Origin of the sequence: Agrobacterium sp. SOY23 (genome assembly GCF_027212525.1) — a bacterium.
Taxonomy (GTDB): domain Bacteria; phylum Pseudomonadota; class Alphaproteobacteria; order Rhizobiales; family Rhizobiaceae; genus Agrobacterium; species Agrobacterium tumefaciens_I.
Genome location: NZ_JAPWDT010000001.1, coordinates 358,708 through 381,891 on the forward strand (window position 1 = coordinate 358,708; position 23,184 = coordinate 381,891).

General features: G+C 59.7%; 27 protein-coding genes. 11 read left to right on the top strand and 16 right to left on the bottom strand.

Annotation, left to right across the window (positions count from 1 at the left end; all coding sequences use genetic code 11):
* Positions 1–186 precede the first annotated feature (186 nt).
* The 6 genes from O3S81_RS01730 to lgt form a co-directional block, all read right to left on the bottom strand.
* Positions 187–1,119 carry a ribose-phosphate pyrophosphokinase gene (locus tag O3S81_RS01730; RefSeq protein ID WP_003522877.1) on the bottom strand — a complete coding sequence of 311 codons (933 nt, stop codon included), beginning with the start codon at positions 1,117–1,119 and terminating at the stop codon, positions 187–189.
* 220 nt (positions 1,120–1,339) lie between these two features.
* Positions 1,340–2,089, bottom strand: coding sequence for a hypothetical protein (locus tag O3S81_RS01735; RefSeq protein ID WP_269340537.1), 750 nt, complete (start codon positions 2,087–2,089; stop codon positions 1,340–1,342).
* A gap of 90 nt (positions 2,090–2,179) precedes the next feature.
* Positions 2,180–3,331, bottom strand: a complete 1,152-nt coding sequence (locus O3S81_RS01740) for a M24 family metallopeptidase (RefSeq protein ID WP_269340538.1) — start codon at positions 3,329–3,331, stop codon at positions 2,180–2,182.
* Position 3,332: 1 nt separating this feature from the next.
* Entirely contained in the window at positions 3,333–4,127 is a 795-nt protein-coding gene (pgeF, locus tag O3S81_RS01745) for a peptidoglycan editing factor PgeF (protein WP_269340539.1), read from the bottom strand.
* A 150-nt stretch (positions 4,128–4,277) separates the two neighbouring features.
* Positions 4,278–5,378, bottom strand: a complete 1,101-nt coding sequence (locus O3S81_RS01750; protein ID WP_269340540.1) for a class I SAM-dependent methyltransferase — start codon at positions 5,376–5,378, stop codon at positions 4,278–4,280.
* A 15-nt stretch (positions 5,379–5,393) separates the two neighbouring features.
* Positions 5,394–6,206 (bottom strand): prolipoprotein diacylglyceryl transferase, encoded by an 813-nt coding sequence (gene lgt, locus O3S81_RS01755; RefSeq protein WP_269341381.1) that lies wholly within the window; start codon positions 6,204–6,206, stop codon positions 5,394–5,396.
* Between the two features lie 97 nt (positions 6,207–6,303).
* Here lgt and O3S81_RS01760 point away from each other — a divergent pair, with 97 nt between their 5' ends.
* The 5 genes from O3S81_RS01760 (at position 6,304) to O3S81_RS01780 (ending at position 8,872) form a co-directional block, all read left to right on the top strand.
* The gene (locus O3S81_RS01760; RefSeq protein ID WP_269340541.1) at positions 6,304–6,549 is read left to right on the top strand and encodes a hypothetical protein; all 246 of its coding nucleotides are present in this window, start codon (positions 6,304–6,306) and stop codon (positions 6,547–6,549) included.
* A complete protein-coding gene (locus tag O3S81_RS01765; protein WP_003522871.1) occupies positions 6,515–6,778 on the top strand; it encodes an accessory factor UbiK family protein in 264 nt (87 codons plus the stop codon). The genes O3S81_RS01760 and O3S81_RS01765 overlap by 35 nt, the downstream gene beginning before the upstream one ends.
* Positions 6,779–7,205: 427 nt before the next feature.
* Positions 7,206–7,706 carry a YbjN domain-containing protein gene (locus O3S81_RS01770; protein ID WP_003522870.1) on the top strand — a complete coding sequence of 167 codons (501 nt, stop codon included), beginning with the start codon at positions 7,206–7,208 and terminating at the stop codon, positions 7,704–7,706.
* A 1-nt stretch (position 7,707) separates the two neighbouring features.
* On the top strand, positions 7,708–8,526 hold the full coding sequence (proC, locus tag O3S81_RS01775) for a pyrroline-5-carboxylate reductase (RefSeq protein WP_269340542.1): 819 nt from the start codon (positions 7,708–7,710) through the stop codon (positions 8,524–8,526).
* A 4-nt stretch (positions 8,527–8,530) separates the two neighbouring features.
* Positions 8,531–8,872, top strand: coding sequence for a tRNA-binding protein (locus tag O3S81_RS01780; protein ID WP_269340543.1), 342 nt, complete (start codon positions 8,531–8,533; stop codon positions 8,870–8,872).
* Positions 8,873–9,078: 206 nt separating this feature from the next.
* On the opposite strand, the gene O3S81_RS01785 is transcribed toward O3S81_RS01780, so the two are convergent.
* The 4 genes from O3S81_RS01785 to O3S81_RS01800 all read right to left on the bottom strand — a co-directional run bounded on the left by O3S81_RS01785 (position 9,079) and on the right by O3S81_RS01800 (position 12,546).
* Entirely contained in the window at positions 9,079–10,458 is a 1,380-nt protein-coding gene (locus O3S81_RS01785; RefSeq protein WP_269340544.1) for an ATP-binding protein, read from the bottom strand.
* Positions 10,459–10,487: 29 nt separating this feature from the next.
* Positions 10,488–11,201: a response regulator gene (locus O3S81_RS01790; RefSeq protein WP_269340546.1), complete on the bottom strand. Its 714-nt coding sequence runs from the start codon at positions 11,199–11,201 to the stop codon at positions 10,488–10,490.
* 2 nt (positions 11,202–11,203) lie between these two features.
* Positions 11,204–11,731, bottom strand: coding sequence for a MarR family winged helix-turn-helix transcriptional regulator (locus O3S81_RS01795; RefSeq protein WP_269340548.1), 528 nt, complete (start codon positions 11,729–11,731; stop codon positions 11,204–11,206).
* Positions 11,732–11,946: 215 nt separating this feature from the next.
* A complete protein-coding gene (locus O3S81_RS01800) occupies positions 11,947–12,546 on the bottom strand; it encodes a DUF1236 domain-containing protein (protein WP_269340549.1) in 600 nt (199 codons plus the stop codon).
* A gap of 231 nt (positions 12,547–12,777) precedes the next feature.
* Between O3S81_RS01800 and O3S81_RS01805 the strand changes: the two genes are divergently transcribed.
* Entirely contained in the window at positions 12,778–13,422 is a 645-nt protein-coding gene (locus tag O3S81_RS01805; RefSeq protein ID WP_269340550.1) for an MBL fold metallo-hydrolase, read from the top strand.
* A gap of 86 nt (positions 13,423–13,508) precedes the next feature.
* Here O3S81_RS01805 and O3S81_RS01810 read toward each other — a convergent pair whose 3' ends face one another.
* The 4 genes from O3S81_RS01810 to O3S81_RS01825 form a co-directional block, all read right to left on the bottom strand.
* Positions 13,509–13,724, bottom strand: a complete 216-nt coding sequence (locus tag O3S81_RS01810; RefSeq protein ID WP_003494703.1) for a cold-shock protein — start codon at positions 13,722–13,724, stop codon at positions 13,509–13,511.
* Between the two features lie 445 nt (positions 13,725–14,169).
* Positions 14,170–15,072 carry a DMT family transporter gene (locus O3S81_RS01815; protein ID WP_269340553.1) on the bottom strand — a complete coding sequence of 301 codons (903 nt, stop codon included), beginning with the start codon at positions 15,070–15,072 and terminating at the stop codon, positions 14,170–14,172.
* A 178-nt stretch (positions 15,073–15,250) separates the two neighbouring features.
* Positions 15,251–15,562 carry a hypothetical protein gene (locus tag O3S81_RS01820; RefSeq protein WP_269340554.1) on the bottom strand — a complete coding sequence of 104 codons (312 nt, stop codon included), beginning with the start codon at positions 15,560–15,562 and terminating at the stop codon, positions 15,251–15,253.
* Between the two features lie 146 nt (positions 15,563–15,708).
* The gene (locus O3S81_RS01825; protein ID WP_269340555.1) at positions 15,709–16,635 is read right to left on the bottom strand and encodes an EAL domain-containing protein; all 927 of its coding nucleotides are present in this window, start codon (positions 16,633–16,635) and stop codon (positions 15,709–15,711) included.
* A 211-nt stretch (positions 16,636–16,846) separates the two neighbouring features.
* Between O3S81_RS01825 and O3S81_RS01830 the strand changes: the two genes are divergently transcribed.
* Positions 16,847–18,049: a pyridoxal phosphate-dependent aminotransferase gene (locus tag O3S81_RS01830; RefSeq protein WP_269340557.1), complete on the top strand. Its 1,203-nt coding sequence runs from the start codon at positions 16,847–16,849 to the stop codon at positions 18,047–18,049.
* 217 nt (positions 18,050–18,266) lie between these two features.
* Complete coding sequence (locus O3S81_RS01835; RefSeq protein ID WP_269340559.1) at positions 18,267–18,953, top strand: hypothetical protein; 687 nt, start codon at positions 18,267–18,269, stop codon at positions 18,951–18,953.
* A 76-nt stretch (positions 18,954–19,029) separates the two neighbouring features.
* On the opposite strand, the gene O3S81_RS01840 is transcribed toward O3S81_RS01835, so the two are convergent.
* The gene (locus O3S81_RS01840) at positions 19,030–20,136 is read right to left on the bottom strand and encodes a calcium:proton antiporter (RefSeq protein ID WP_269340560.1); all 1,107 of its coding nucleotides are present in this window, start codon (positions 20,134–20,136) and stop codon (positions 19,030–19,032) included.
* Between the two features lie 194 nt (positions 20,137–20,330).
* Between O3S81_RS01840 and O3S81_RS01845 the strand changes: the two genes are divergently transcribed.
* Positions 20,331–20,597 (top strand): DUF2188 domain-containing protein, encoded by a 267-nt coding sequence (locus O3S81_RS01845; protein WP_269340561.1) that lies wholly within the window; start codon positions 20,331–20,333, stop codon positions 20,595–20,597.
* A 104-nt stretch (positions 20,598–20,701) separates the two neighbouring features.
* Here O3S81_RS01845 and O3S81_RS01850 read toward each other — a convergent pair whose 3' ends face one another.
* Positions 20,702–21,646: a LysR family transcriptional regulator gene (locus O3S81_RS01850; protein WP_269340562.1), complete on the bottom strand. Its 945-nt coding sequence runs from the start codon at positions 21,644–21,646 to the stop codon at positions 20,702–20,704.
* A 90-nt stretch (positions 21,647–21,736) separates the two neighbouring features.
* Between O3S81_RS01850 and O3S81_RS01855 the strand changes: the two genes are divergently transcribed.
* Both O3S81_RS01855 and O3S81_RS01860 read left to right on the top strand, forming a co-directional pair.
* Positions 21,737–22,774, top strand: a complete 1,038-nt coding sequence (locus O3S81_RS01855) for an NAD-dependent epimerase/dehydratase family protein (RefSeq protein ID WP_269340563.1) — start codon at positions 21,737–21,739, stop codon at positions 22,772–22,774.
* On the top strand, positions 22,774–23,163 hold the full coding sequence (locus O3S81_RS01860; RefSeq protein ID WP_269340564.1) for a DUF6220 domain-containing protein: 390 nt from the start codon (positions 22,774–22,776) through the stop codon (positions 23,161–23,163). Before O3S81_RS01855 ends, O3S81_RS01860 begins: the two co-directional genes overlap by 1 nt.
* The last annotated feature ends 21 nt before the right edge of the window (positions 23,164–23,184 follow it).

Sequence of the window (23,184 nt, forward strand, 5' to 3'; positions counted from 1 at the left end):
CGCATGCAGGGAGCATTGGTGAGTTGAGGAGCTTTTTTCTCGTCATGCCGGACTGGATCCGGCATCCAGCCACGGCGCGTCTGCGCCGTGAGAAGTCCCTTTCGCGATCAAAGACTTGATCACGCTGGACCCCGGATCAAGTCCGGGGTGACAGGGATGCAACGATCCTGCGCGAAAAACCGTGGGTCAGTCGAACAGGCCGGAAACCGACTGTTCCTGCGCGGTGCGGTTGATCGCCTCGCCGAGCAGGCCTGCGGTGCTGACCACGCGGATATTATGCGCGGACTGGACACCGGTGGTCGGCTGGATGCTGTCGGTGATGACGAGTTCGCGCAGCTTTGACGAAGCCACGCGGGCAACTGCGCCGCCGGAAAGCACACCGTGGGTGATATAGGCGGTAACGCTGGTCGCGCCCTTTTTCAGCAGCGCTTCCGCGGCGTTGCAGAGCGTGCCGCCGGAATCGACGATATCGTCGATCAGGATGCAATCCTTGCCGGAGACATCGCCGATGACGTTCATGACTTCGGATTCGCCCGGACGGTCACGGCGCTTGTCGACGATGGCCAGCAGACAGTCGAGGCGCTTGGCGAGCGCACGGGCGCGGACCACGCCGCCGACGTCGGGCGAGACGACCATGACATTGTTGGTGTCGTAATGGTCCTTCACGTCGCGGGCGAGAATGGGGGCTGCGAAGAGATTGTCGGTGGGGATATCGAAGAAGCCCTGGATCTGGCCGGCGTGAAGATCGAGCGTCAGAACGCGATCAGCACCGGCTTCGGTGATCAGATTGGCGACGAGCTTGGCGGAAATCGGGGTGCGGGGGCCGGCCTTGCGGTCCTGGCGGGCGTAACCGAAATAGGGAAGCACCGCGGTGATACGTTTTGCCGAGGAGCGGCGCATGGCATCGATCATGATGAGCAGTTCCATCAGATGATCATTTGCCGGGAAGGAGGTGGACTGGACGATAAAAACGTCCTCGCCGCGCACGTTCTCGCTGATTTCTACGAATATTTCCTGGTCAGCAAACCGCTTTACAGTGGCATTTCCGAGAGGAACGTTAAGATACTTGCAGATCGCTTCGGCGAGGTGCCGGTTCGAATTGCCTGCGAAAACCTTCATTGCGGCCGCCTGTTTCCATGCCATCGCCTTGCGCCACGGGGCTCAATCCGCCGTAACCAAGCGTCGTTCAAGGGGAGGAACATCCGGCTGAAAAGCCTTTGCCGGATACGCCTTGTTGCCATGCGCGCCTTAATAGCGCTGTTGCTTCCGATTGCAAGAGGACTCCGCGCTTTCGCAATGATTTTCGTGAAATCTCTGTGACTTCTCCCGCCGTTTCACCTCATCCGCGTTGAGTTTGCTTCCATGACGTATAGTCGTTCAGCGTTTTTGCCGCGATATCCTGCATGACCCTGTCGGTCACGGCGGCCCATGGGTCGCTACCTCTTGCCGCCACCGTTTCCTGTCCCTGCAGGCGGTGAAGCCGCACGCCATTGGCGTCGAGAATGTCCCAGACGTAGATGACATTGACCTTGCTGCCATCGGCGAAGGCGGAGAAATAGCCCTTCAGGATGTTTTCGGCCGAATTGTCGTTTGAAGCGCGGATGGTCAGCCCCTTGGCTCGCGCTTCGGCTCCGAGCTGGCGTGAAAGCGGGGTCACCGCCTGAACCGGCGCGCCGATGATCGGCAGGAAGCGGATGGAATTGCCAGCGCCTGCGGGTGCGAGTGAGGCCGTCTGCTGTGAGGGTGCGGGTTGAGCGGCAGCGGGGGGCTGGGCTGCGGTCTGGTTCTCGCGAAGCGGTTCGCCATACTGGTTACCGCTGGAAAGCGCCTGTGCCTGCGCCTGCAACGAATTCTGCGGTGCATAGGCGGGCACGGAGGTCGCGGTTGCCGGGGCGCCTGCGGGCGCGCGGTCGGCGGCGGCGGCCATCTGGTCAAGATCGCCCTGCGTCACCGGTGTCGATTGCGAGGTGTTGTGGCCGACATCCACCTGTGGTGTCAGCGCCTCCGTCGTGTTGCAGCCCGAAAGGGCCAGCACCAGCGCCGGAACAGCGATGGCTGGGAAAAGGGGGGCAAACCCCATTCGGCTCATGCGATTTTCCCTCTCATGTTCCGCTCCTTCTTGCCCAAGGTGGCGGCACTGTAAGGGCGGTTTTCCCGCTCTGTCAAACCCGGCGGCGATTTAAGCTGTGAGAAGATCGAGGCTATGGCGCGAGAGCGGTTCCGGGGCGTTGTCCGTGGTCAGATAGGTCTGGCCGAGTGTCATGGCCGTTCCGGAATCGGAATCCATTACGATCATATGCACAAAGAGCGTCATGTCGGCGGTGATTTCCTGCGGATTGCCGGCGTGGAACATCTGGTGCTCCATCCAGGAGGGAGAGAAACGCGCACCCAGCGAATAACCGCAGGAGTTCAGCCGATGGCGGGTCAATCCGCGTTCGTCCATCACGCGGGCATGCACGTCGAAGACATCGCCAAAGGTCTTGCCCGGCCGCAGCACCTCTTCGATGGCGTTAAGGTTTTGCAGGCAGGCGCTGTAAAGCTCCTTCTGCCGGAAATCCTGTTCGCCGATCACCACCGTGCGCATCATGGCGGCATGGTAATGGGCGCTGACACCTGCCCATTCCAGCGTGAGCTGATCCCTGGTATCGAGCCGGCGGCGGCCGGCCTTGTAACGGCAGAGCAGCGCATCCGCGCCGGAACCGATGATGAATTCATTGGCGGGATAATCGCCGCCGCCCGCCAGCACCGCGCCCTGCATCGCCGCGAGAATTGCGGCTTCGTCGGCGCCGGGCTTGATGAGCGGCAATGCCGCATCCAGAGCCTCATCGGCGAGTTTGCCCGCCTTGCGGGCGTGGGCGATTTCGGCCGGGCTTTTGACGAGCCTGAGTGTACTGACGAGATAGGAGGCGTCGCTCATCTGGCAGAAGCTGGCAAGCTGGTTGTCCAGCAGGCGGGCGACACGGCCGGTCATGCCGTGGGTGTCGTATTCCACCCCGATCCTGGCGCCGAGCAGATCGAGGTCGCTCAGCAGGTTTTTGAGATCAAGTGTCGGGTCGGCATTGGGCCGGTCGACCCAGATGAGGATATTTTCGATAATGGAGGTATTGCGGGCCTGCCGCAGATCGGCCGAGCGGGTGAGAAGCGTCATGGAACCGTCGGATTTGACCACCAGCGTCTGGAAGAAGCAGTAGCCGAATGTGTCATAGCCGGTCAGCCAATACATGCTTTCCTGCGCAAAAAGCAGCAGGGCGTCCAGCTTCTCCTCGGCCATTTTCGCGAGCAGCCGCTCGCGGCGGGCATCGAATTCCGAAAGCTCGAAGTGCAGGGCCATATCAGTCCTCCAGAATTGCGATTGCGGAAATCTGCCGGCCGTAATCGGGTTCGGCGCGGTGGGTGGTGCGGCGGTAGGAATAGAAGCGCTCTTCGTCGGGATAGGTGCAGAGGCCGAGATTTTCCGCCTTCACGCCGGCCTTGGTCAGGCGGTCTATGGTGAATTGCTTGAGGTCGAACAGCGCGTGTCCCTGCTTGTCCGCTTCGGCGAAATAATCCGCATAGGCCGGATCGATATCGGTAAAGCGCGCCACATATTCCGGCCCGACCTCATAATTATCCTGGCTGATCGAAGGACCGAGCGAGGCGGCGATACGTTCACGGCTGGCGCCGAGCCTCGTCATGGCCTCGATGGTGTTTTCGAGCACACCGAACAAAGCGCCCTTCCAGCCGGCATGGGCCGCACCCACGACGCCCGCCTGCGCATCGGCAAACAGGATGGGCCCGCAATCGGCGCTCAGCACGCCAAGCACGAAACCCGGCGTCGCCGTCACCATGGCGTCCGCCTGCGGGCGGTTGCCGTCATAGGTCTCATCGACCACGAGGACATCCGGAGAATGGATCTGGTGCACGGTGGCGAGGCGCTCTGGGGAAAGGCCGAACCATTGCGTCACGCGCCGGCGGTTTTCCTGCACCTTTTCGGGTTCGTCGTGGGAGCCGAGGCCGACATTGAGGCCCTGATAAAGCCCTTCCGAGACGCCGCCCTGCCGGGTGAAGAAACCGTGGCGAACGCGGTTCTCACCGAAGGCGACGAGCAGGGGGGACTGGAGGGGGAGCGGCAGCGTTGCGTTCTGCATGGTGTGGGAATTCCTTGGAGAATATCGCTGTTGGCCAGTTGAGCAGGGTTAAGCGAGATGTTTCCTGTTGCCGCGGCATTGCACGGCGGTGTGATGCAGTGTGCCTGCTTCGTGTGTCGTGGCGATGTTGGCCCAGAGGTGATTGCGCTGTCAATCCACCGCGCGAAACGGCAGAAGATGAAGCGCGGGACTTGAAACGGCGATGACCTTGAAAAGTTCCCCCATCCTGCCGGCGCCTTCGCCGGCGAGGCGGTTCACCGCTTCGGCAATTTCAAGCGTCTGGTCGGGTGTTGCCTTGGCGGCAAGCGCGCCCGCCCTTTCCTTGAGGCCAAGGCCGTAGAGAAAATCGCCCTGTCTCAGGGTGCCGTTGACATGCACGCCGGTCGCTTCGGCCGTCTTCACGAGGCTTTCGAAATCGACATGGCTGGTCAGATCGGCTTCGCCGGGATGGGCGAGCGGCGGGTCGAAGGCGTGGTTGCGCATGGCCTGCAGCGTATCGCCATAACCGGCGACCAGATGGCCGTAATCGATGGCGAGCGCCGTGCCGCCATGGGCCGAGAGGCGCTGGCAGATCGCGGTCATCACGGCTTCGCGGGCAGGGGAAATCTCGAATGTGGTGCCAGGCGCTTGCCGTTCGGGCTGCGGCGGCAAGAGGGCCGGGTCTATGCTGGCAAGGCCCGTCGAGAAGACGAGTTCATCATTGGCATCGAGGCTGACGACCCGCTCGCGGAAACCCTGCGGCGTCCTGACGAATTGCCGGATTGGAATGGCATCGAAAAGCTCATTGGCGACAAGCAGCAGGAAACCTTCCGGCACGTCGTCGAAACTGTCGTGCCAGGTCAGCCGATCCGCATGCGCGGCCAGCGTTTCCTTCTGAATGGCGGAAAGGCGGGGGCTGGTCTCCACCAGATGCACTTGCATCGTCTCGTACAGCGGCGGTGCGATGCGGCGGATGACACGCAGCATGTCCGACATCATGGTGCCGCGGCCGGGGCCGATTTCCACCAGCTGCGTTTGCGCCGGCGCGCCGTGCCGCTGCCAGGCGTGGACGACAAAAACACCGAGCATTTCGCCGAAAAGCTGGCTGACCTCAGGCGCGGTGATGAAATCACCCGAACGGCCGAAGGGCTCGCGGCTCTTGTAATAACCGTGCTCAGGGTCAGCGAGGCACAGCGAGAAAAAGTCGGTGACGCTGAGCGGACCGTTGAGCCGGATAAGGGATTTGATGCGTTGCGCGAGCGGTGTGGTCATGGGCGATCATACCGCTCAAGCGCTTTTTGTCGCGCTGCGTGCCCGCAGGATGGCCCAGAGGCCCAAAAGGAACATCGGCGTTGAAAGCACCATGCCCATGGTCAGCCAGTTGCCGGCGAGATAACCGATCTGGGCGTCCGGCTCGCGGAAGAATTCCACGAAGATACGCGACAGCGCATAACCGCACACGAAGATGCCGGTGACGGTGCCGGGCGTCTTCAATGCCCTGAAGGCATAAATGACGATGGCCAGAAGGATGACGAGCACGAGGCCTTCGAGGCCGGCTTCATAAAGTTGGCTCGGGTGCCGCGCAAAGGGACCACCGGTCGGGAAGACGACGGCCCATGGCACATCGGCGATGCGGCCCCACAATTCGCCGTTGATGAAATTGGCGATACGGCCGAACAGCAGGCCGATGGGCGCGACGGCGGCAACGATGTCGAACATGCTCCAGACGGGAATGCCGTTCCTGCGGGCGAAGAGGATCATGGCGATCGTCGTGCCGATCAGGCCGCCATGGAACGACATGCCGCCATTCCAGATTTCGATCGCCCTGATGGGATTGGCGGCGACGGCTGCCATATCGTAAAACAGGATGTAACCGATGCGCCCGCCAAGCACGATGCCACCGGCTGCCCAGAGGATGAAATCGTCCAGATGCTGCGCCGAGATCGGCGAGGTGTCGTTCGGCCAGAGGCGATCCGTGCGGGCGAGGCGGCGGGCATAAAACCAGCCGAGCATGATGCCCGCGACATAGGCAATGCCGTACCAGTGGATCGCCAGAGGACCGATGGACAGCGCCACCGGATCAATATTGGGGAAAGGCATGATGGCGAGTTGGGTGGGAGCGGCTAACAATCCGTATATTCCGTCATCGTTGCTGGGCGGACAACGGAAGCATCCATTGCCTGAAGGGGGCCGGGCGATGATGCTCACCGGCCTCCTGACGCCAAGGAAAATGGCGATTGCGATGGCGGCGGTCAAGGTGATTCTTCAAGCTGCGACTTTAGATACCGAAGGCCTGCCAAGCTGTTGCGATTTTTCGATTTCGCTTGCAAGGCGGCAGTGGAGTGCCTACCTGAAGGCTAGCAACAGCGGGCCAGACGATGCCCCTGAACCGACGAAGGATGAGCGCCATGAGCACGACAGGCACCAATCGTTTTCTGGATGAATTCGCCAAGCTGATGACCGATGCGGCCGGCGCGGCGCAGGGCGTGCGCAAGGAGGCCGAGGCTGCTTTTCATGCGCAGGCGGATCGCTGGCTGAACAGTCTGGATGTCGTCCGGCGCGAGGAATTCGACGCCGTGCGCGAAATGGCCATTCAGGCGCGGGATGAAAACGACGCGCTGCGCGCCCGCATCGAGGCTCTGGAAGCGAAGCTCTCCGCCGCCAAGGACTGATTCTTTAGCTCTTTTTCTGAGAGGTCCCGGATCGCTTGCGATTCCGGGACCTTTTGTTTTCGGCGCGTTCCGCCCGAAATCACTCCCGGTTGTGAAAAACGGGCCTTCGGCACGAATTTTTCGGGCCTGTGGACACTTCCAAAAAACGCAATCGGCAGAGTCGCTTATGTATCTCGCCTGAGGTGATGGGGGAGAAGATATCCACTGCTCAAAAAGCAAAAATGGCGGGCGAGGGGTGGCAGCAGGACTCGGCCATTATACACTGATTTTAAATGATGATTCGAAAAGACCTGGTAAGCTCCAGACAGGGTGAATGCGTAATTCTGGTGGTGTCGGGCAATCGTCTCAAATGTTTATCCCGGTTTGTATGTGCGTTTTGTGCCCGGCGTTCAAAACAGGACATCCCTACCGGCTGAGAAGGTGCCGCATGAGTCTGATAGAATTTGAAATTGAGCGTCAGTCCAATCCCGTGGACATGATCGAGATTGTCGCCGCCTCCAACGACTGGTCCTTCGAGCGTTCGGGCGAAGACGAGATTGCCATGACGGTGGCTGGTCACTGGGCCGACTATCACGTTTCCTTCTCCTGGATGGAGGAATTCGAGGCACTGCATCTGGCCTGCGCTTTCGATATCAAGGTGCCGGATCAGCGCGTCAATGAAGTCATTCGCCTGCTGTCGCAGGTCAACGGCCAGGTGCTGATGGGTCATTTCGACCTGTGGCGGCAGGAAGACGTGGTGATCTTCCGCCAGTCCCTGCTTCTGGCCGGCGGTGCAGAGCCGAACAACCAGCAGGTGGAAGTGCTGCTTTCCAGCGCGCTGGAGGCCTGCGAACAATATTATCAGGCATTCCAGTTCGTCGTCTGGTCGGGGCTGGATGCGAAAAGTGCAATCGAAGCGGTCATGTTCGAGACCGTCGGGGAAGCGTAACATGGTGTACAAGGCTTCGGGTCCGCTCGTCCTCGTGGGGGCCGGCAATATGGGCGGCGCCCTGCTTTCGGGCTGGCTGAAAAAGGGCGTTGCCGGATCGCAGGTCATCGTCCTCGATCCACGCCCTTCCGATGCCATGCGCACGACGATTGCGGAAGCCGGCGCTACCCATAGCGAAAGCGTGCCGGCTGGCATCAAGGCCGGCATTCTTTTTGTCGCGGTGAAGCCGCAGATGATGGATGCCGTGCTGCCTTCGCTGAAACCGCTGCTGGGCCCGGAAACGGTCGTCGTTTCCATTGCGGCAGGCACCACCATTGCCACCTTCGTTTCGCATTTCGGTGCGGTTGCTGCCGTCCGCGCCATGCCCAATACACCGGCGATGGTCGGGCGGGGCGTGACGGGCGCCTATGCCAACGATCTGGTGACGCCGGAGCTGAAAGCTGTCGTGGACGGGTTGCTGAAGGTCAGCGGACCGGTGGAATGGGTGGAATCCGAAGGCGATATCGACGCCGTGACCGCGGTTTCGGGAAGCGGCCCGGCCTATGTCTTCTATCTGGTGGAATGCATGGCCGAAGCCGGCCGCAAGGCCGGTCTGCCGGCCGATGTCGCCATGCGTCTGGCGCGTGAAACCGTGGCCGGCGCCGGCGAATTGCTGCACCAGTCCTCCGACGAGGCGGCACGCCTGCGCCAGAATGTGACTTCGCCGGGTGGTACCACGGCTGCGGCGCTGTCCGTGCTGATGGCGGAAGACGGCATGCAGCCCCTGTTCGACAGGGCGGTTGCCGCCGCGAAAACACGCGCCGAAGAGCTGGCGGGCTGAAGCCATGAGCGGTGAAATTTCCTATGCCGATTTCGAAAAGGTCGATATCCGCGTCGGCACCATCATTGAGGTCGAGCCCTTTCCCGAAGCGCGCAAGCCGGCCTTCAAGGTGAAGATCGATTTTGGACCCGAGATCGGCGTCAAGAAGTCGTCGGCGCAGATCACGGTGCATTATACGCTGGAAAGCCTTGTCGGCCGGCAGGTTCTGGGCGTGGTGAATTTTCCGTCGCGCCAGATTGGCCCTTTCCGTTCCGAGGTGCTGACGCTCGGTTTTGCCGATGCCAATGGCGATATCGTGCTTGCCGCGGTTGAGCGGCCGGTGCCGAACGGCGAGAAAATGTGCTGATAGAGCACGACAGCACGCAGCATAAAGACTAGCGCAGACGGAACATTTTTATTCCGTCATCCCGGCCTTGAGCCGGTATCCAGCCAGCCCAAGTCCTTGGGCTGAAAAGAGTCCTGTCGCTTCGCAGACGCGAGTCGGCTGAATTCCGGCTCAGGGCCGGAATGGCGGAAACGGCAAGTCCGCGTCACACTTTTCGCTCCGCTGTTCTAAGCCGGAATTTTGACGATTACCCGCAATCCACCCATCGGGCTTTCATCCAGCGATACGTCACCGCCATGGCTGCGGGCGATATCGCGGACGATGGAGAGGCCAAGGCCCGTGCCAGACGCATTGAGGTTACGCGCCTCGTCGAGCCGGAAGAAGGGCTTGAACACATCCTCGCGTGAGATTTCCGGAATGCCCGGGCCGTCATCGTCGAAGGTCATGATGATGGAGCGCGGCGCCTTGCGGATATCGACATGGAGATTGCTGGCGTAGCGCCGCGCATTTTCGGCAAGGTTGGCGACGAGCCGGGAAAGCGCATTCGGCCGCGCGATGATTCTCTCGATATTATAAAGCTCGTAACTGAATTTCTTGCCGTGCAGCTCGAAATCATGGCCGATCTTTTCGAGAAGTGCCGGAAGTTCCAGCGTGCCGACATCCTCCTCGACATCGGTGCGGGCAAAGGTCAGATAGGCCTCCAGCATCGATTGCATGTCCTCGACGTCCTTATCGAGCCCTTCGAGGTCGGGATTGTCGCCAGCGAGCGCCAGTTGCAGCTTGAAGCGGGTGAGAATGGTGCGCAGATCATGGCTGACGCCATTCAGCATGGCGGTGCGCTGCTCCATCTGCCTCTCGATACGCTCGCGCATCAGGATGAAGGCGAGACCGGCACGCCGCACCTCATCCGCACCGCGCGGGGAATAACCGCTGATCTTCTGGCCCTTGCCGAAATTTTCCGCCGCCTTGGCAAGCGCCTCGATGGGTTTGATCTGCCCGCGCAGGAACAGGATGGAAATGGCGATCAGCACCAGCGACGCGCCGACCATCCAGACGAGGAAAATATGAGTATTGGAAGCATAGGCCGAACTGCGGCGGGTGAAGACCCGCAGCGTCTTGTCTTCCAGCTGGATGCGGACTTCCAACAGCGAGCCGTTGCCATAGGTATCGATCCAGAACGGCCTGCCGATCTGCTGCGTCAACTGATCGGCTAGAATCCTGTCGAGGATTGAAAACAGTGGTTCCGGTTTGGGGGCGGGCAGGTTCGTCTTCGGTTCGATATAGATGCTGAGATCGAGCTTGTCGCGGGCGATGCGGATGACGCGCTGATAATCGTCTTCTTCCGGATCCGTCTGCAGAAGCTCGATGATCGCGGCGATATCGCGCGTGACGGCGGCGGAAAGGCGATCCGTCACCAATTGCCAGTGGCGCTCCATGAAGACAGCCGCAACCACGGCCTGAAGCAAAATCATCGGCAGGATGATGATGAGCAGCGAACGGGTGTAAAGCCCGGTTGGCAGCCAGTGGCGTAGCCACCTGCCGGACATGCGCCAGACCTTGGCCACACTGCTTTTTTTGACCGTGCTGAGAAAATCGAGGCTCGCCATGGCCGTGCGTTGCCCTTCCTTGGTGTTCGTCAGTCCACGCTCAGGCGGTAGCCGATGCCGCGCACCGTTTGCAGATAGACAGGATTGGCAGGATCGTCCTCGATTTTGCGGCGAAGACGGTTGATCTGCACGTCTATGGTTCTTTCACCCACTTCCGATTCAGCCTCCACCAGCTCGTGGCGGGGAATGGTGTCGCCGGCGCGCAGTGCGAAAAGCAGCATGATTTCCTGCTCACGATCTGTCAGCCGGATTGTTTCTGGACCGCGCCGCAATTCCTTTTTCGGAATGGAGAAGCTGTAGGGGCCGAACATGATCTGCTCGATCTTGGGTGTATCGGGCGAGGTGTTGCGCCGCAGGATGTTGTTGATGCGCAGGACAAGTTCGCGCGGATCGAAGGGCTTGGCGAGATAGTCGTCAGCGCCGGCTTCCAGCCCCGCAATACGTGAGTCCGCTTCCGACCGGGCGGTCAGGAGGATGACTGGCACGGATTTGTTCTCGTTCAGCGAGCGGGTAAGCGAAAGCCCGTTTTCGCCCGGCATCATCACGTCGAGGATAAGCAGATCAAAACGGATGCCCACCATTTTGCGCCGGGCTTCGGCCGCATCGGCGGCGACGGAGATGCGGTAGCCCTTGTCCCCAAGGAAGCGCTGCAGAAGGTTGCGAATGCGGGCGTCGTCGTCGACGATCAGGAGATGGGCCGCATCGTCATCCGCCGGCGGGCGTTTTGTCGGAGCTGTTGACATCGTTATTCGCCCTCCACGGTCGTCGGGCTGCGCATCTGCGCCAGGAACTTGCGCACGCAGGCGCGTGCATCCGGCCCAAGCCCTTCCAGCGCGCGGTCGATGCGGCGCGATTGCGGTTCGCTTAGCGCCAGCGCCAGTTCGCGACCCGTCAGCGTCGGATAGAGCCGGCGCTGACGGCGGTCTTCGGGACCGGCCATCTGGCGGATGTAGCCGTCGTCGATCAATTGCTTCAACACGCGGGCAAGGCTCTGTTTGGTGATCTGCAGGGTGTCGAGCAGATCCGCCACCGTCATGCCGGGCTGCCGGCTGACGAAATAGACCACCCGGTGGTGCGCCCGCCCGTAATCCAGCTTCGACAGGATGACATCGGGATCGGAGACGAAGTCGCGATAGGCGAAAAACAGCGCCTCGATCGTGTCGAAGTCGATCTTGCCGTCGTCAACCTTCGGGAGTGCCGGTGTCTGCCTGGCGGCGGCGGTTTTGAGCGATTGCGGTGGCACTGCGGTTCCTTCATATCCTGCGGCTGACATGCGTCGATGCGCCAATATTCTGTAAACATAGCCGAAAATGCGTCCGCTCGGGAGGATGCCGCCGATCATTTTCTGTTGCGGTGGATAATATGCTGCGGGTGCGGGTGCAACTGGAATCCTGAGTGGCCTTTACCGGAAACGGAAAGGGCGCGGAAAACCCGCGCCCTTCATTCGTTTCAGGCCACCCCGATCAATGGGCGAACTGCCTGACGTGCCTACTGATAGACATAGACGATCCGTCGTGTCGAAGGCTCGACAAGAACCGGTACGTCGTTGATCCGAACATAACGATACTGATAGTCCGGGATTTCGACGAGACGTGTATCCGCCGGCAATACGCTGCCGATGACGACGTCGCCATCATAGGTGACGGTGTCTGCGGGATGCCCGTCAATATAGGTTATCACCGATTGCGGCGGGTTCACCTCGCCGACCTTGCCCAGGTTTGGATCGCCAGGATTGGGCTCTGCCTGCACGCTTGAGGTCTTTTCATAGGTCACGACCGGCACGCTCATGTCCGAGCGGCGCTGTTCGAGAACGACCGGAGACCCTTCATACATGACATTCAGATAGTCCGCCCGTGCCCAGCCACGCATGCCGTTGACTTCGATACGGCACCAGCTGCTGCCTTCCATGCAGCCATCCAGAACCGCGCTGCTGCCGCGGGTGGCCAATCCCAGTTCGGGATAGTCTTCACCGGGGCCCGAGCGAACGGAAACATCCGATGCGGTGGTGGCGACCATGGCGGCGTTCGCGTAACCGGCCATCAAGGCGAAGGCGCCGCCGGCGATCAGCATTTTAAGCGTCTTGTCCATGTGTCTCACTCCTTTCAAGACTGGAGCTACAACGTCGCAGCCACCCGGGCGTTCCACATTTTTCGCCGGAAATTGCCGCTACAGAGCAGCGGCGCTTTGTTACGTCCTTGTTTTTCATTGAGATTTTCAACGCTCTCGGGCGGCGGAAAGCGGGACCTTTTCCGCCGCCATTGTGCCGCCACCGGTCGCGGGCTATAGGAGGCGGAACCTTTCAGACAGGAGATACGGGATATGGGAAAGTTGCAGGCGGGTATTATTCCGGTCACGCCATTCGAGCAGAATTGCACCATCCTGTTCGATCAGGACACCAAGGAGGGAGTCGTCGTCGATCCCGGCGGGGATGTGGACGTCATTCTCCAGGTCGTCGCTGAAAACGGCATCACGCTGAAGGAAATCTGGCTGACGCACGGGCATCTCGACCATGCCGGCGGCGCTGACGAATTGCGCGAAAAGCTTTCCCTGCAGGTGATCGGGCCGCATGAGGATGACCGGCCCCTGCTGGAGCGGATCGAGGTGCAGGCGGAGAAATACGGTATCAGCGGCTTGAAGAACGTCGTGCCGGATAAATGGCTGGAGGATGGCGACAAAGTCTCATTCGGGGATCACGTCTTCGAGGTCTATCATTGCCCCGGCCACGCGCCCGGCCATGTCATCTATTACAACCGCGACCAGAACTTCGCCCATGTCGGCGACGTGCTGTTTTCAGGCTCGGTGGGGCGCACGGATCTGCCGGGCGGAAACCATGAGCAACTGATGGCCTCCATTCGCGACAAGCTGCTACCGCTCGGCGATGATGTCGGTTTCATCTGCGGCCATGGCCCCGGTGGGCGGCTGGGTGAGGAACGGCTCACCAACCCCTATCTCAAGGGGCTCTGAGTGCCGGCCCTTTGAGGCCTGCGGGAGGCACAAAAAAACCCGGCATTCCTGCCGGGCTTCAACTAGAAAAGAAAGCCGTTATAGGGTCAGCCAGCAATCTGCAGATTGACTGCCTTCGGCCCCTTGCCGCGACGATCCGGTTCCGTGTCGAAGCTCACTTTCTGATTTTCTGAAAGTCCGGACAGGCCAGAAGCCTGTACGGCAGAGATGTGAACAAAGATATCAGCGCCACCATTGTCTGGCTTGATGAAGCCGAAGCCTTTGTCTGTATTGAAGAATTTTACGGTGCCAGTTTCGGCCATGCATCAGGTCCTTTTCGCTCTGCCCGCGTTCAGCTACAGGCAGCATTACAGTTTTGCCCCGCGTGGGCGTTGGCAGGCAGTTTTTGACTATTGAGAAAATGGACCTTCGCAGCGGGAAGTAATGGCGTTCTCATCCAACGTTTTTCGTCCCACCGCCCGAGGTTTATAGCGTCCCCAGTGCGCAAAATTATAGGCCTTCCCATGCTCGCAAATTGCCCGAACCGCAGTAGATTGATGCGTTTATCGAAAATTGGCAAGCAAAAGTTTTTACGGGCTTTTTGTCAGATAAAAAACCTGCGGTAGAATTACCGCCTGCAATCGCATATTTTTTCCGCACAAGCGATTATTGATGAAATAATTACCGGCCCTATCGGGCTTTCCCGGCAAAAATTTGAATGCAGGGCCGGAATTTCCTGCGAAAACAGAAAAATCAGTTCTTTTTGCGTCAGGTCGCTTCAGCCATGGATTTTTGCCGCTTGCGCGTCAATTCCGGCACCAGTTCAACGATCAGTATGGCGACGAAGATGATCAGGCAACCGATGTAGCCCGCGCCGGAAATGGTTTCCTTGAGGAAAATCGAGGCCAGCAAAGCGCCGAAAAGCGCCTCCGAGGACAGGAAAATCGCGGCCTGTGGCGCCGTGGTGTAACGCTGGCCAATCACCTGCAACACGAAGGCAAGGCCGGAGGAGACGAGGCCAACATAGAGAATTTCCGTCAGCGACCCTTCAATGGCAGCCATGCTGATGGGTTCGAATGCGACACCGATCATGCAACTAAGAAGGGAGCAAACCGCGAACTGGGTGCAGGAAAGCGCCAGCGGCCGTCCGCTTTCGGAAACGAAGCGGCCTGCGAGGGTGATCTGGATCGCCCAGAAGAAGGCGCAGACGATGCTGAGGATATCTCCCTTCGTCAGCGTCTCGAAGGCGCCGCCGGAGAGGAGAAATATGCCGCCCAGCATCATCAGCGCGCAGGGCCAGACGACCCAATGGGGATGACGGCGGTAAAGCACGACGGCGATGACGGGCACGAAGATGACGTAAAGCCCGGTCAGGAAGCTGGAATTGGTGACGGTGGTGGTCAGGAGACCGACCTGCTGGGTGGTGGCGCCGCCGAATAGCGCCAAGCCGACGAGGATGAAGCTGCCGATTTCACTGCGGCGCGGCGGCGATTTCAGCGATCGTGTTTCCATGAGCGCGAAGGGCAGCACGGCGATTGCGGCAATGGCGAAACGCAGTCCGACGAACCAGAAGGGGCCGATCGAGGCCATGGCGGAGGATTGCGCGACGAAGCCGCCTCCCCAGATTGCTGCGGCGAGCAGAAGCAGCATATTGGCCTGAACACGCGTCATGATTGGCACCAGCACAACAGGGGCCGGAAATTCATTCAGTCGCGGCCATGGCAATTCGGGGATTTTTTGAAATGTCGGTCTGACGGTTTCCCGGGTGCTTTAGCAGTAACCTGCCGATGTCGCAAGTCAGGGTAGGGGCTGGCGCTGGTGGTGCCGAGGGCGTCTTTATCGCTGCGGCTTATTTGTAGCGGCGAGCCTCGTCCTTCAGGCTGCGCCGGGTCAGCGTCAGGCCGCCTATGCCGAGGCCGATGAAGGCTGCTGCCGACAGGACGATGAGCAGGATGTGAGGACCCGCCTCCGTCGTTGCCGCCACCTGCGGAATGGCGGATGTATGCAGGGTATCGACCGCCTGAGTGGCGGCATTGGCCGACGTTGCGATGCCGGCTGCCATGGTGACAATGACAAGAAAAGCCGCAATGGCCATCCAGAGGGAAAACAGCGTTCTCTGCGCCCTTAACCTTTCAACGGAAGTCCGGTCGTTGGTAAACATGGCTGTCGCCTCTTGTCCCTGTTCTTAAAGGATAAAAGAGGCTTCGAAATGGACGGCTTGGAGACCGAATTCTGGCGTTCCGCGGTATTTATTGCGGCAATATTGTGGCAAGGGCGATTATAGGGCCGGTTTCATCGCAAGCGGCGTCAGAGGCCGCGTTTTCCAAAGGTCCGGGTCTGGCGCAGAGGATGTGTGTCGGCGGGCCGTTCTTCGCGGGGAAATGCCGGTGCAGCGCTTTTTTCAGGCCTTGCGGAAGGGGAGAAATAGGCGTTGCCGAGTTCGGGAAAGCGTGTGTCGAAACTGGTCGGCGCAAGTTCGGGTTTTGCCAGAACATAGCCCTGCATCAGAAAGACGCCGAGTTCCTCGCATTGATCCACCTGCCAGCCGGTTTCCAGCCCTTCGAAGACCGGCTCTATTCCTTCTTCGCGAAACTGACTGACGATGACGCGCAGAAGCGCGGCGCCCGCCGAATTCTGCATGAAATCGCGCACCCAGCCCGCTTCGAATTTCACATAGTCGGGCTTGATGAGCTTGACCCGGTCGATGGCGGAATCGCCGGCGCCATAGTCGTCCAGCGCCACGCGAAAACCGATATCGTGCATATGGTAAGCGAAGTCGGCGACCATCTGGGTGTCGGAGGCTTTTTTCTCCGAGATTTCGCAGACGATGCGGTCCGCCGTCATGCCAGCCTCGTGGGCGGCAAGCCGCATGCGCTCCACCTCCTGCCGCATCTTGGCGGGCGTCTGGAACAGGCCCGGATGGAAGTTGACGAAGATGCGGGCGCGGGAACGGTTGAGCCTGCCGGTGTTGAGAATGTGGATCGTGCGCAGGATGCTGTCGATATTCTCGATGTCTTCAGCCGCGACCAGCGAGAAAAACTCGCCCGGCGTCACCGGCTCGCCATTGCGATGGGGCCGCACCAGACCCTCAAAGGAATCGATGTCGAGCATGCCGCTCGTCGTTCGGCGGAAAATGGGCTGCAGGGCCGATTTCAGGTTGAAGGTTTGATAGGCCGTGGACCATGTGCCATCGACCTCGCGGACAAGACTGGAAAAGATGCTTCTGGGCGCCATTTTTCAACCAGCTTTAGAGACACGACCCCTAGGCTCGCCAATGTAGCGCATCAAGCGTTACTTCCGGGTTAAGGAAGGTTTAAATTCTCCATTGCGGCAGATAAGCCGGCTTTTGACCTTGAAACTATGCCGGTCTTTCGACATAGAAAGTGCCGCAGCAGGCAAGTTTTCCAGCCTCTGCTGATGTCAACCCCAATAGGACCGATTAAAAATGGCCTTCCTTGCCGACATTCTCTCCCGCGTAAAGCCATCCGCCACCATCGCCGTTACCCAGAAGGCCCGCGAGCTGAAAGCGCAGGGCCGCGATGTGATTAGCCTTGGCGCCGGCGAGCCGGATTTCGATACGCCCGAAAATATCAAGGAAGCGGCCATTGACGCGATCAAACGCGGCGAGACCAAATACACGCCCATTTCCGGCATTCCGGAACTGCGCAAGGCGGTTGCCGACAAGTTCAAGCGTGAAAACGGCCTGGAATACAAGCCGGAACAGACCATCGTCGGCACCGGCGGCAAGCAGATCCTCTTCAACGCCTTCATGGCCACCCTCAATCCGGGTGATGAGGTCGTCATTCCCGCACCTTACTGGGTCAGCTACCCGGAAATGGTGGCGATCTGCGGTGGTACGCCGGTTTTTGTCGACACCACGCTCGAAGACAATTTCAAGCTGAAGCCGGAAGCGCTGGAAAAGGCGATCACGCCGAAAACCAAGTGGTTCGTCTTCAACTCGCCCTCCAACCCGTCTGGTGCGGCCTATTCGCATGACGAGCTGAAGGCGCTGACGGATGTGCTGGTCAAGCACCCGCATGTCTGGGTGCTGACGGACGACATGTATGAGCACCTGACCTATGGCGATTTCAAATTCGTCACCCCGGTTGAGGTCGAGCCTTCGCTCTACGACCGCACGCTGACGATGAACGGCGTCTCCAAGGCCTATGCCATGACCGGCTGGCGTATTGGCTATGCCGCCGGCCCGCTGCCGCTGATCAAGGCCATGGACATGATCCAGGGCCAGCAGACCTCGGGCGCAAGCTCGATTGCACAGTGGGCAGCTGTCGAAGCTCTGAACGGCACGCAGGATTTCATTCCGGCCAACAAGAAGATCTTCGAAGGCCGCCGCGATCTCGTCGTTTCCATGCTCAACCAGGCCAAGGGCATCAGCTGCCCGTCGCCGGAAGGCGCGTTCTACGTTTATCCGTCCTGCGCCGGCCTGATCGGCAAGACCGCGCCTTCGGGCAAGGTCATGGAGACGGATGCGGATTTCGTCTCCGAGCTTTTGGAAGCCGAAGGCGTTGCCGTCGTGCAGGGATCGGCTTTCGGCCTCGGCCCGAACTTCCGCATTTCCTACGCCACGTCGGAAGCGCTTCTGGAAGAGGCCTGCAAGCGCATCCAGCGCTTCTGCGCCGCTTGCCGCTGATCGGTTTGCGATCTTAAAAGAAAAAGCCCGGCAGCGATGCCGGGCTTTTTTGTTTCAACTAGAGCATCGCGCGTTCAGTCGGGATGTAAATAATAATAAAGTATTTTTGGAAAATTACGGCAGTTCATTCCTGTATATGATGAGTTGTTTAGGTTTTTGTTTAAGTTGAAATAATATAGTCTATGGGTATGGCGTAAGCCAAAAGGAGTTTCATCGGATGGTTGATGAATTAATTATAGACGGACTGTCGGATAGAGATTTTTGTAAAGAAATTGAGGAGTTACTTAGAAGAGACGAGGCTGATGCGGCTGCCGATCGCCTGAAGTCACTGCTTGGCGCAGTGTGCGGCCCAGATCGTCCGCTTCCGTCACGCTTTCTAACCGTCGACCCAAAAAGCATCGAGTTGATTGGGTGGTTAAATTTGCCAGCGAGCATTACGAACTACGATCGTGGTGACAGTAAGATTAGTGCGATCGGAATCGATCTAAGCTGGCCAGGGCATATAGGGCGGGAGCCAAACGATGACGGATTGCTTGATCCCGTCGTCGAGACGAACTTCTATACGGACGACATGTGGCCTTTCTCTACTTCAGATCGCGCCGGTCTCCTTTCAGGATACGATCAATACTCATGCGCTTGGCAAGGGGGATTTGAGGAGATTGACGGCACAGTTCAGATTAACGGCATTTCCGACCTCTATGGCGCCGTTTATTTATTGAAGGGGATCACCGAACCGGGATCACAAACCGCAAGAGTGTTGGGGGCGTGCTATATCGTCGTTTTGATATACTTGGCATTGCGGGACTCTGCGCCTCGCGATGTACTGCCGCGGCCAATGGCCGTCATTTTGGGGAGCAATGAGGACTATCCGTATTTCAACGCGCCAGTCTTCGCCGCAAGATAAGCGAACACCCATCTTCGCTGGCATAACAGTCCTGTTTGTCGCAGGATATGAGAGAGTATAGACCGAAGATCGGTCGCTAAAGCCCCAGAAACAGCAGCATGATGAAGGTGGCGAAGAGGATGAAATGCGTCATTCCCTCGATCGCATTGGTCTCGCCGTCGTTGAGATTGATGGCGGCGGCGATGAGGGTGATGAAGACCATGACGGTCTGCACCGGGGTCATGGCCATGATGAAGGGCTGGCCGGTATAAAGCGCGATGCCCTCCATCACCGGCACGGTCAGGATCACCGTCGACAGTGATGCGCCCATGGCGATATTGACCACGGCCTGCATGCGGTTGCGCAGGGCGGATCGGAGCGCGGTAAGGATTTCCGGCGATGCCGAGATGGTCGCCACCACCACCGCCATCAGCGCCGGCGGCGCGCTGGTGCCCTCAAGGCTTTCGCCCAGGAAGGCCGCCATGAATTCCGCCAGCACGCCGATCATCACCACCCCGGCAATGATGAGGCCGATGGAGAGCGGCACGCTGCCTTCGTCTTCCTCCTCCGCATGGCCATCCGGTGGCTGACCGGCCGTATGCGGCTTGCGGGGATAGGTATAGCTGAAGAAATAGCTGTGTGGCCCGACCTGCATCTTGAGGAAAAGCGCATAGAGCGCGATCATCGCGACAATGGTGAAGGCGGAATAGACATGCCAGCTCTGTTGCGGAATGAATTCCGGGACGATCATCGAAATGCCCATGGCGGTGAGGATCATCACGCCGTAGGTCTTGCCGGAATCGTCATTATAGGGCTGTTCACCGTGGCGCAGACCGCCGAGCAGGGCGGCCAGGCCCAGAATGCCGTTGATGTCGATCATCACGGCGGAATAGATCGTATCGCGCACCAGCGTGGGCGAACTGGATTCGCTCATGATGATGGCAAGGATCAGCACTTCGACCGCGACTGCCGAGAGCGTCAGGATCATCGTGCCATAGGGATCGCCGACCTTGGTGGCGAGGATTTCGGCGTGATGGGCAACCCGCATCGAGACGAGAACGATAAGCCCGATGAGCATGATCGCGGCAATCAGCGCCGCCGTCTTTCCGGCTTCGAATATCGCATGTTCCGCCATATAGGCGGCAATTGCCGCCGGTATCGCCAGAAGCAACATGCGCTCCTGCTTCAGAATGGTAGCCGCCATCGATTTCCCTTCCCCGTGACAGGCCTAGGCTGTGACGTATCGTCCCTCAGATCAAGCAGGATTTGCGCTTGAGTGCTTTTGGTAGGATAGTGGTGTCGCAGGACATGCTGCTCATGCCGCGGTGTCCCATCGGGTGCAATGCTTGAAACGCGGTTGTGGTTGCCATGTCGCCTACTGAGACAGGAGGACCATGCATGACCAAAGTGGTATATGAAATTGTCGAACATGACGGAGGTTTCGCCTACCGCATGAACGGCGCCTATTCCGAAACATTTCCTACCTATGCCGATGCCGTCGAGGCTGCGCGCATCGTTGCCGCCGAACAGCAGATCGGGGGCGATGACGAGGAAATCAGCTATCAGGACGAGCGCGGCCAGTGGCATGAGGAATATAGCCAGGGTGGCGACCGGCCGGAAGCCGAGGTGGTGGACAAGACGACGCAGCAGGCCAGACCCTTTTGATGAGCGGGGTCGGAATGTCAGGTGAAACCGGCATTGCCCTCCCATTTCCGCCGGCCTGTTCCGCGCAATCGCGTGTGCGGCCGGGTGCCGATGCTTGAGCAGCCCTAGCGCCGTTGTGGCGGGGCGTTCGGATCGGTCTCCTTGAGATGGGCTTTCAGGCCTTCGACCAGGGCGCTGAACACGGCCCGACATCGCGGCGAGGTCTTGAGGTTTTCGTGCATCGCGACCCAGGTGTGCAGCGGAATGTCGATTTTCGGAAGCACATGGACAAGCCGGGGGTCCTTGCGCGCCAGGCCGATCTGGCAGACGCCGATTCCCGCGCTGGCGCGGATCATGGCAAGCTGGGCAAGGTTGCTGTCGGCGCGGATTTCAAAGGAAATGTCTTCAATATCGGGTATTTCCGGATCGAGCGAACGCATCCGCTGGATGGCCGCCCGGATGAAGGGCGTCTTGCGGTCGAAACCGACCATGCGGTGGTTGTCCAGTTCATCCATGCTCTCCGGGATGCCGGCTTTTGCCAGATAATCGCGTGTCGCATGAAATCCCAGACGGAAATTGCCAATATAGCGCATGACGATCGCATCCTGCTGCGGCTCGGTCATGCGGATGGCGATGTCGGCCTCACGCCGCAGCAGGTCTTCCAGCGTATCGGACAGCGAAAGCTCGATTTCCAGCCGGGGGTGAACCTCCTGCATGGCGGTGATGATCGGCGGCAGCATCTCCACGCCGATAATATCCGATGCGCTGATGCGCACGGTGCCTTCGATCTTGCCAACCTCGCCGGAGGCCGCCCGCATGAGGGCCGCGGCCGTCGCCGACAGATTTTCCGCATAGGGCTTGAGCGCAAGCGCGGCCTCCGTCGGCATCAGCCCGTGCGGTGAGCGGATGAACAGCGGAAAGCCGATGGCCTCCTCCAGCGCGCCGATATGGCGCCCCGCCGTCGGCTGGGTGATGCCAAGTTCGCGCGCGGCGGCGGAAAGCGAGCCATCACGCAGCACGCTGAGGAAGGTACGGTAAAAATCCCAGCTGACATTCCGGCTTTTGATCATAAAATTTTGTATGGCCGCTACACCTATTTCGACAATTTCGTATATCGCGCATTGCGCCGATACTCCAGCTCACAAAAAGGAGCGACGGCCATGATATATGAAAACCATGCAAATACAGCAGAGAATAACCGGCCGCTGGCCCTGATCATTGGCGCGAATGGCGGTGTCGGCAGCCACGTCTCGAAGATGCTGCTGCAACGCGGCTGGCGGGTGAGGGCACTGACGCGCCAACCCGTATCGACAGGCGCGTCGGACGGCGTGGAGCGCGTGACGGGCGATGCGATGAACCGGCAGGATGTGGTGGAGACCGCCAGGGGCGCCACGCTCGTCGTCCATGCGGTCAATCCTCCCGGATATCGCGATTGGGAGAGGCAGGTGCTGCCGATGCTCGACAACACCATCGCCGCTGCCGAAGCCTACGGGGCGAGGATCGTGTTTCCGGGCAGCGTCTATAATTTCGGGCCGGATGCCTTTCCGCTGCTGACAGAGGACAGTCCGCAGAAACCCTTCACCCGCAAGGGCGCGCTGCGCGTGGAGATGGAGCGGCGGCTGAAAATGGCGTCGATGCGCGGTGTGCCGGTGCTGATTGTCCGTGCCGGGGATTTTTTCGGGCCGGATGCGAAAAATAACTGGTTTTCGCAAATGCTGGTGCGGCCGGGCAAACCGGTGCGCAGCGTCCAGAACCCCGCCGCACCCCATGCCGGGCATCAATGGGCCTATCTGCCTGACGTGGCGGAGACGATCGGACGGTTGCTGGATCGTTCGGGCGAACTTCCTGCTTTTGCCGTCTATCACATGGAGGGTTTCTGGGATTTCGACGGGCTGCAACTGGTCGCGGCAATCGAGCGTGCTGTAGGCCAACCGGTCAAGATGCGACGACTGTCCTGGCTGGCGATAAGGCTCGCCGCCCCCTTCGTTCCCCTGTTCCGCGAAGTGCTGGAAATGCAATATCTCTGGCAGATGCCGATCCGCATGAGCAACGCCAAGCTTACGGATTTCCTCGGTGTGGAACCGAGGACACCGATCGATGTTGCGGTATCGGCGACATTGGCGAACCTCGGCTGTATCGAACAGGTGCGGGAACCGGCCAGCCTTCACCATCCGGCCGATGCCGGAGGGAGGGTGTGATGGCCACGGCAACAAGTGAACTATCTCGCCAACGCCGCATCTTCGCCGTGGTGTCGGCCGTGGTGCCGGTGCTGATTTTCGCGCAGGTGCTGCTGGCCGGGCTGTCGATCTATTATGACGGGTCGCTGCTTTCGGTGCATAAGGGGCTTGGCATCTTCATCGCCCTTCCCATCCTGTCGCTGGTGGTCCTTGCGCTGCGTTATGACGATCTGCGGCCGAACCTTGGCCGTTCGCTGGTGCTGCTCGCCCTCTACTGTCTGCAGGTGGCACTGATGAGTATCGGCCGGGAAACGGGCAATGGCTTGCTGCAGGCGCTGCATGTGCCCAATGCCTTCATCATGGGCGCATTTTCAGATTTTGCCGCGCGGCAGGCACGAAGCCTGCGCTGAAAGAAAACGCCGCATTGCCAT

Excerpts from the sequence above, each read along its gene's own strand:
- O3S81_RS01730 (WP_003522877.1), bottom strand. The coding sequence starts at position 1,119 with ATGAAGGTTTTCGCAGGCAATTCGAACCGGCACCTCGCCGAAGCGATC.
- O3S81_RS01735 (WP_269340537.1), bottom strand. The coding sequence starts at position 2,089 with ATGAGCCGAATGGGGTTTGCCCCCCTTTTCCCAGCCATCGCTGTTCCG.
- O3S81_RS01740 (WP_269340538.1), bottom strand. The coding sequence starts at position 3,331 with ATGGCCCTGCACTTCGAGCTTTCGGAATTCGATGCCCGCCGCGAGCGG.
- pgeF (WP_269340539.1), bottom strand. The coding sequence starts at position 4,127 with ATGCAGAACGCAACGCTGCCGCTCCCCCTCCAGTCCCCCCTGCTCGTC.
- O3S81_RS01750 (WP_269340540.1), bottom strand. The coding sequence starts at position 5,378 with ATGACCACACCGCTCGCGCAACGCATCAAATCCCTTATCCGGCTCAAC.
- lgt (WP_269341381.1), bottom strand. The coding sequence starts at position 6,206 with ATGCCTTTCCCCAATATTGATCCGGTGGCGCTGTCCATCGGTCCTCTG.
- O3S81_RS01760 (WP_269340541.1), top strand. The coding sequence starts at position 6,304 with ATGATGCTCACCGGCCTCCTGACGCCAAGGAAAATGGCGATTGCGATG.
- O3S81_RS01765 (WP_003522871.1), top strand. The coding sequence starts at position 6,515 with ATGAGCACGACAGGCACCAATCGTTTTCTGGATGAATTCGCCAAGCTG.
- O3S81_RS01770 (WP_003522870.1), top strand. The coding sequence starts at position 7,206 with ATGAGTCTGATAGAATTTGAAATTGAGCGTCAGTCCAATCCCGTGGAC.
- proC (WP_269340542.1), top strand. The coding sequence starts at position 7,708 with ATGGTGTACAAGGCTTCGGGTCCGCTCGTCCTCGTGGGGGCCGGCAAT.
- O3S81_RS01780 (WP_269340543.1), top strand. The coding sequence starts at position 8,531 with ATGAGCGGTGAAATTTCCTATGCCGATTTCGAAAAGGTCGATATCCGC.
- O3S81_RS01785 (WP_269340544.1), bottom strand. The coding sequence starts at position 10,458 with ATGGCGAGCCTCGATTTTCTCAGCACGGTCAAAAAAAGCAGTGTGGCC.
- O3S81_RS01790 (WP_269340546.1), bottom strand. The coding sequence starts at position 11,201 with ATGTCAACAGCTCCGACAAAACGCCCGCCGGCGGATGACGATGCGGCC.
- O3S81_RS01795 (WP_269340548.1), bottom strand. The coding sequence starts at position 11,731 with ATGTCAGCCGCAGGATATGAAGGAACCGCAGTGCCACCGCAATCGCTC.
- O3S81_RS01800 (WP_269340549.1), bottom strand. The coding sequence starts at position 12,546 with ATGGACAAGACGCTTAAAATGCTGATCGCCGGCGGCGCCTTCGCCTTG.
- O3S81_RS01805 (WP_269340550.1), top strand. The coding sequence starts at position 12,778 with ATGGGAAAGTTGCAGGCGGGTATTATTCCGGTCACGCCATTCGAGCAG.
- O3S81_RS01810 (WP_003494703.1), bottom strand. The coding sequence starts at position 13,724 with ATGGCCGAAACTGGCACCGTAAAATTCTTCAATACAGACAAAGGCTTC.
- O3S81_RS01815 (WP_269340553.1), bottom strand. The coding sequence starts at position 15,072 with ATGACGCGTGTTCAGGCCAATATGCTGCTTCTGCTCGCCGCAGCAATC.
- O3S81_RS01820 (WP_269340554.1), bottom strand. The coding sequence starts at position 15,562 with ATGTTTACCAACGACCGGACTTCCGTTGAAAGGTTAAGGGCGCAGAGA.
- O3S81_RS01825 (WP_269340555.1), bottom strand. The coding sequence starts at position 16,635 with ATGGCGCCCAGAAGCATCTTTTCCAGTCTTGTCCGCGAGGTCGATGGC.
- O3S81_RS01830 (WP_269340557.1), top strand. The coding sequence starts at position 16,847 with ATGGCCTTCCTTGCCGACATTCTCTCCCGCGTAAAGCCATCCGCCACC.
- O3S81_RS01835 (WP_269340559.1), top strand. The coding sequence starts at position 18,267 with ATGGTTGATGAATTAATTATAGACGGACTGTCGGATAGAGATTTTTGT.
- O3S81_RS01840 (WP_269340560.1), bottom strand. The coding sequence starts at position 20,136 with ATGGCGGCTACCATTCTGAAGCAGGAGCGCATGTTGCTTCTGGCGATA.
- O3S81_RS01845 (WP_269340561.1), top strand. The coding sequence starts at position 20,331 with ATGACCAAAGTGGTATATGAAATTGTCGAACATGACGGAGGTTTCGCC.
- O3S81_RS01850 (WP_269340562.1), bottom strand. The coding sequence starts at position 21,646 with ATGATCAAAAGCCGGAATGTCAGCTGGGATTTTTACCGTACCTTCCTC.
- O3S81_RS01855 (WP_269340563.1), top strand. The coding sequence starts at position 21,737 with ATGATATATGAAAACCATGCAAATACAGCAGAGAATAACCGGCCGCTG.
- O3S81_RS01860 (WP_269340564.1), top strand. The coding sequence starts at position 22,774 with ATGGCCACGGCAACAAGTGAACTATCTCGCCAACGCCGCATCTTCGCC.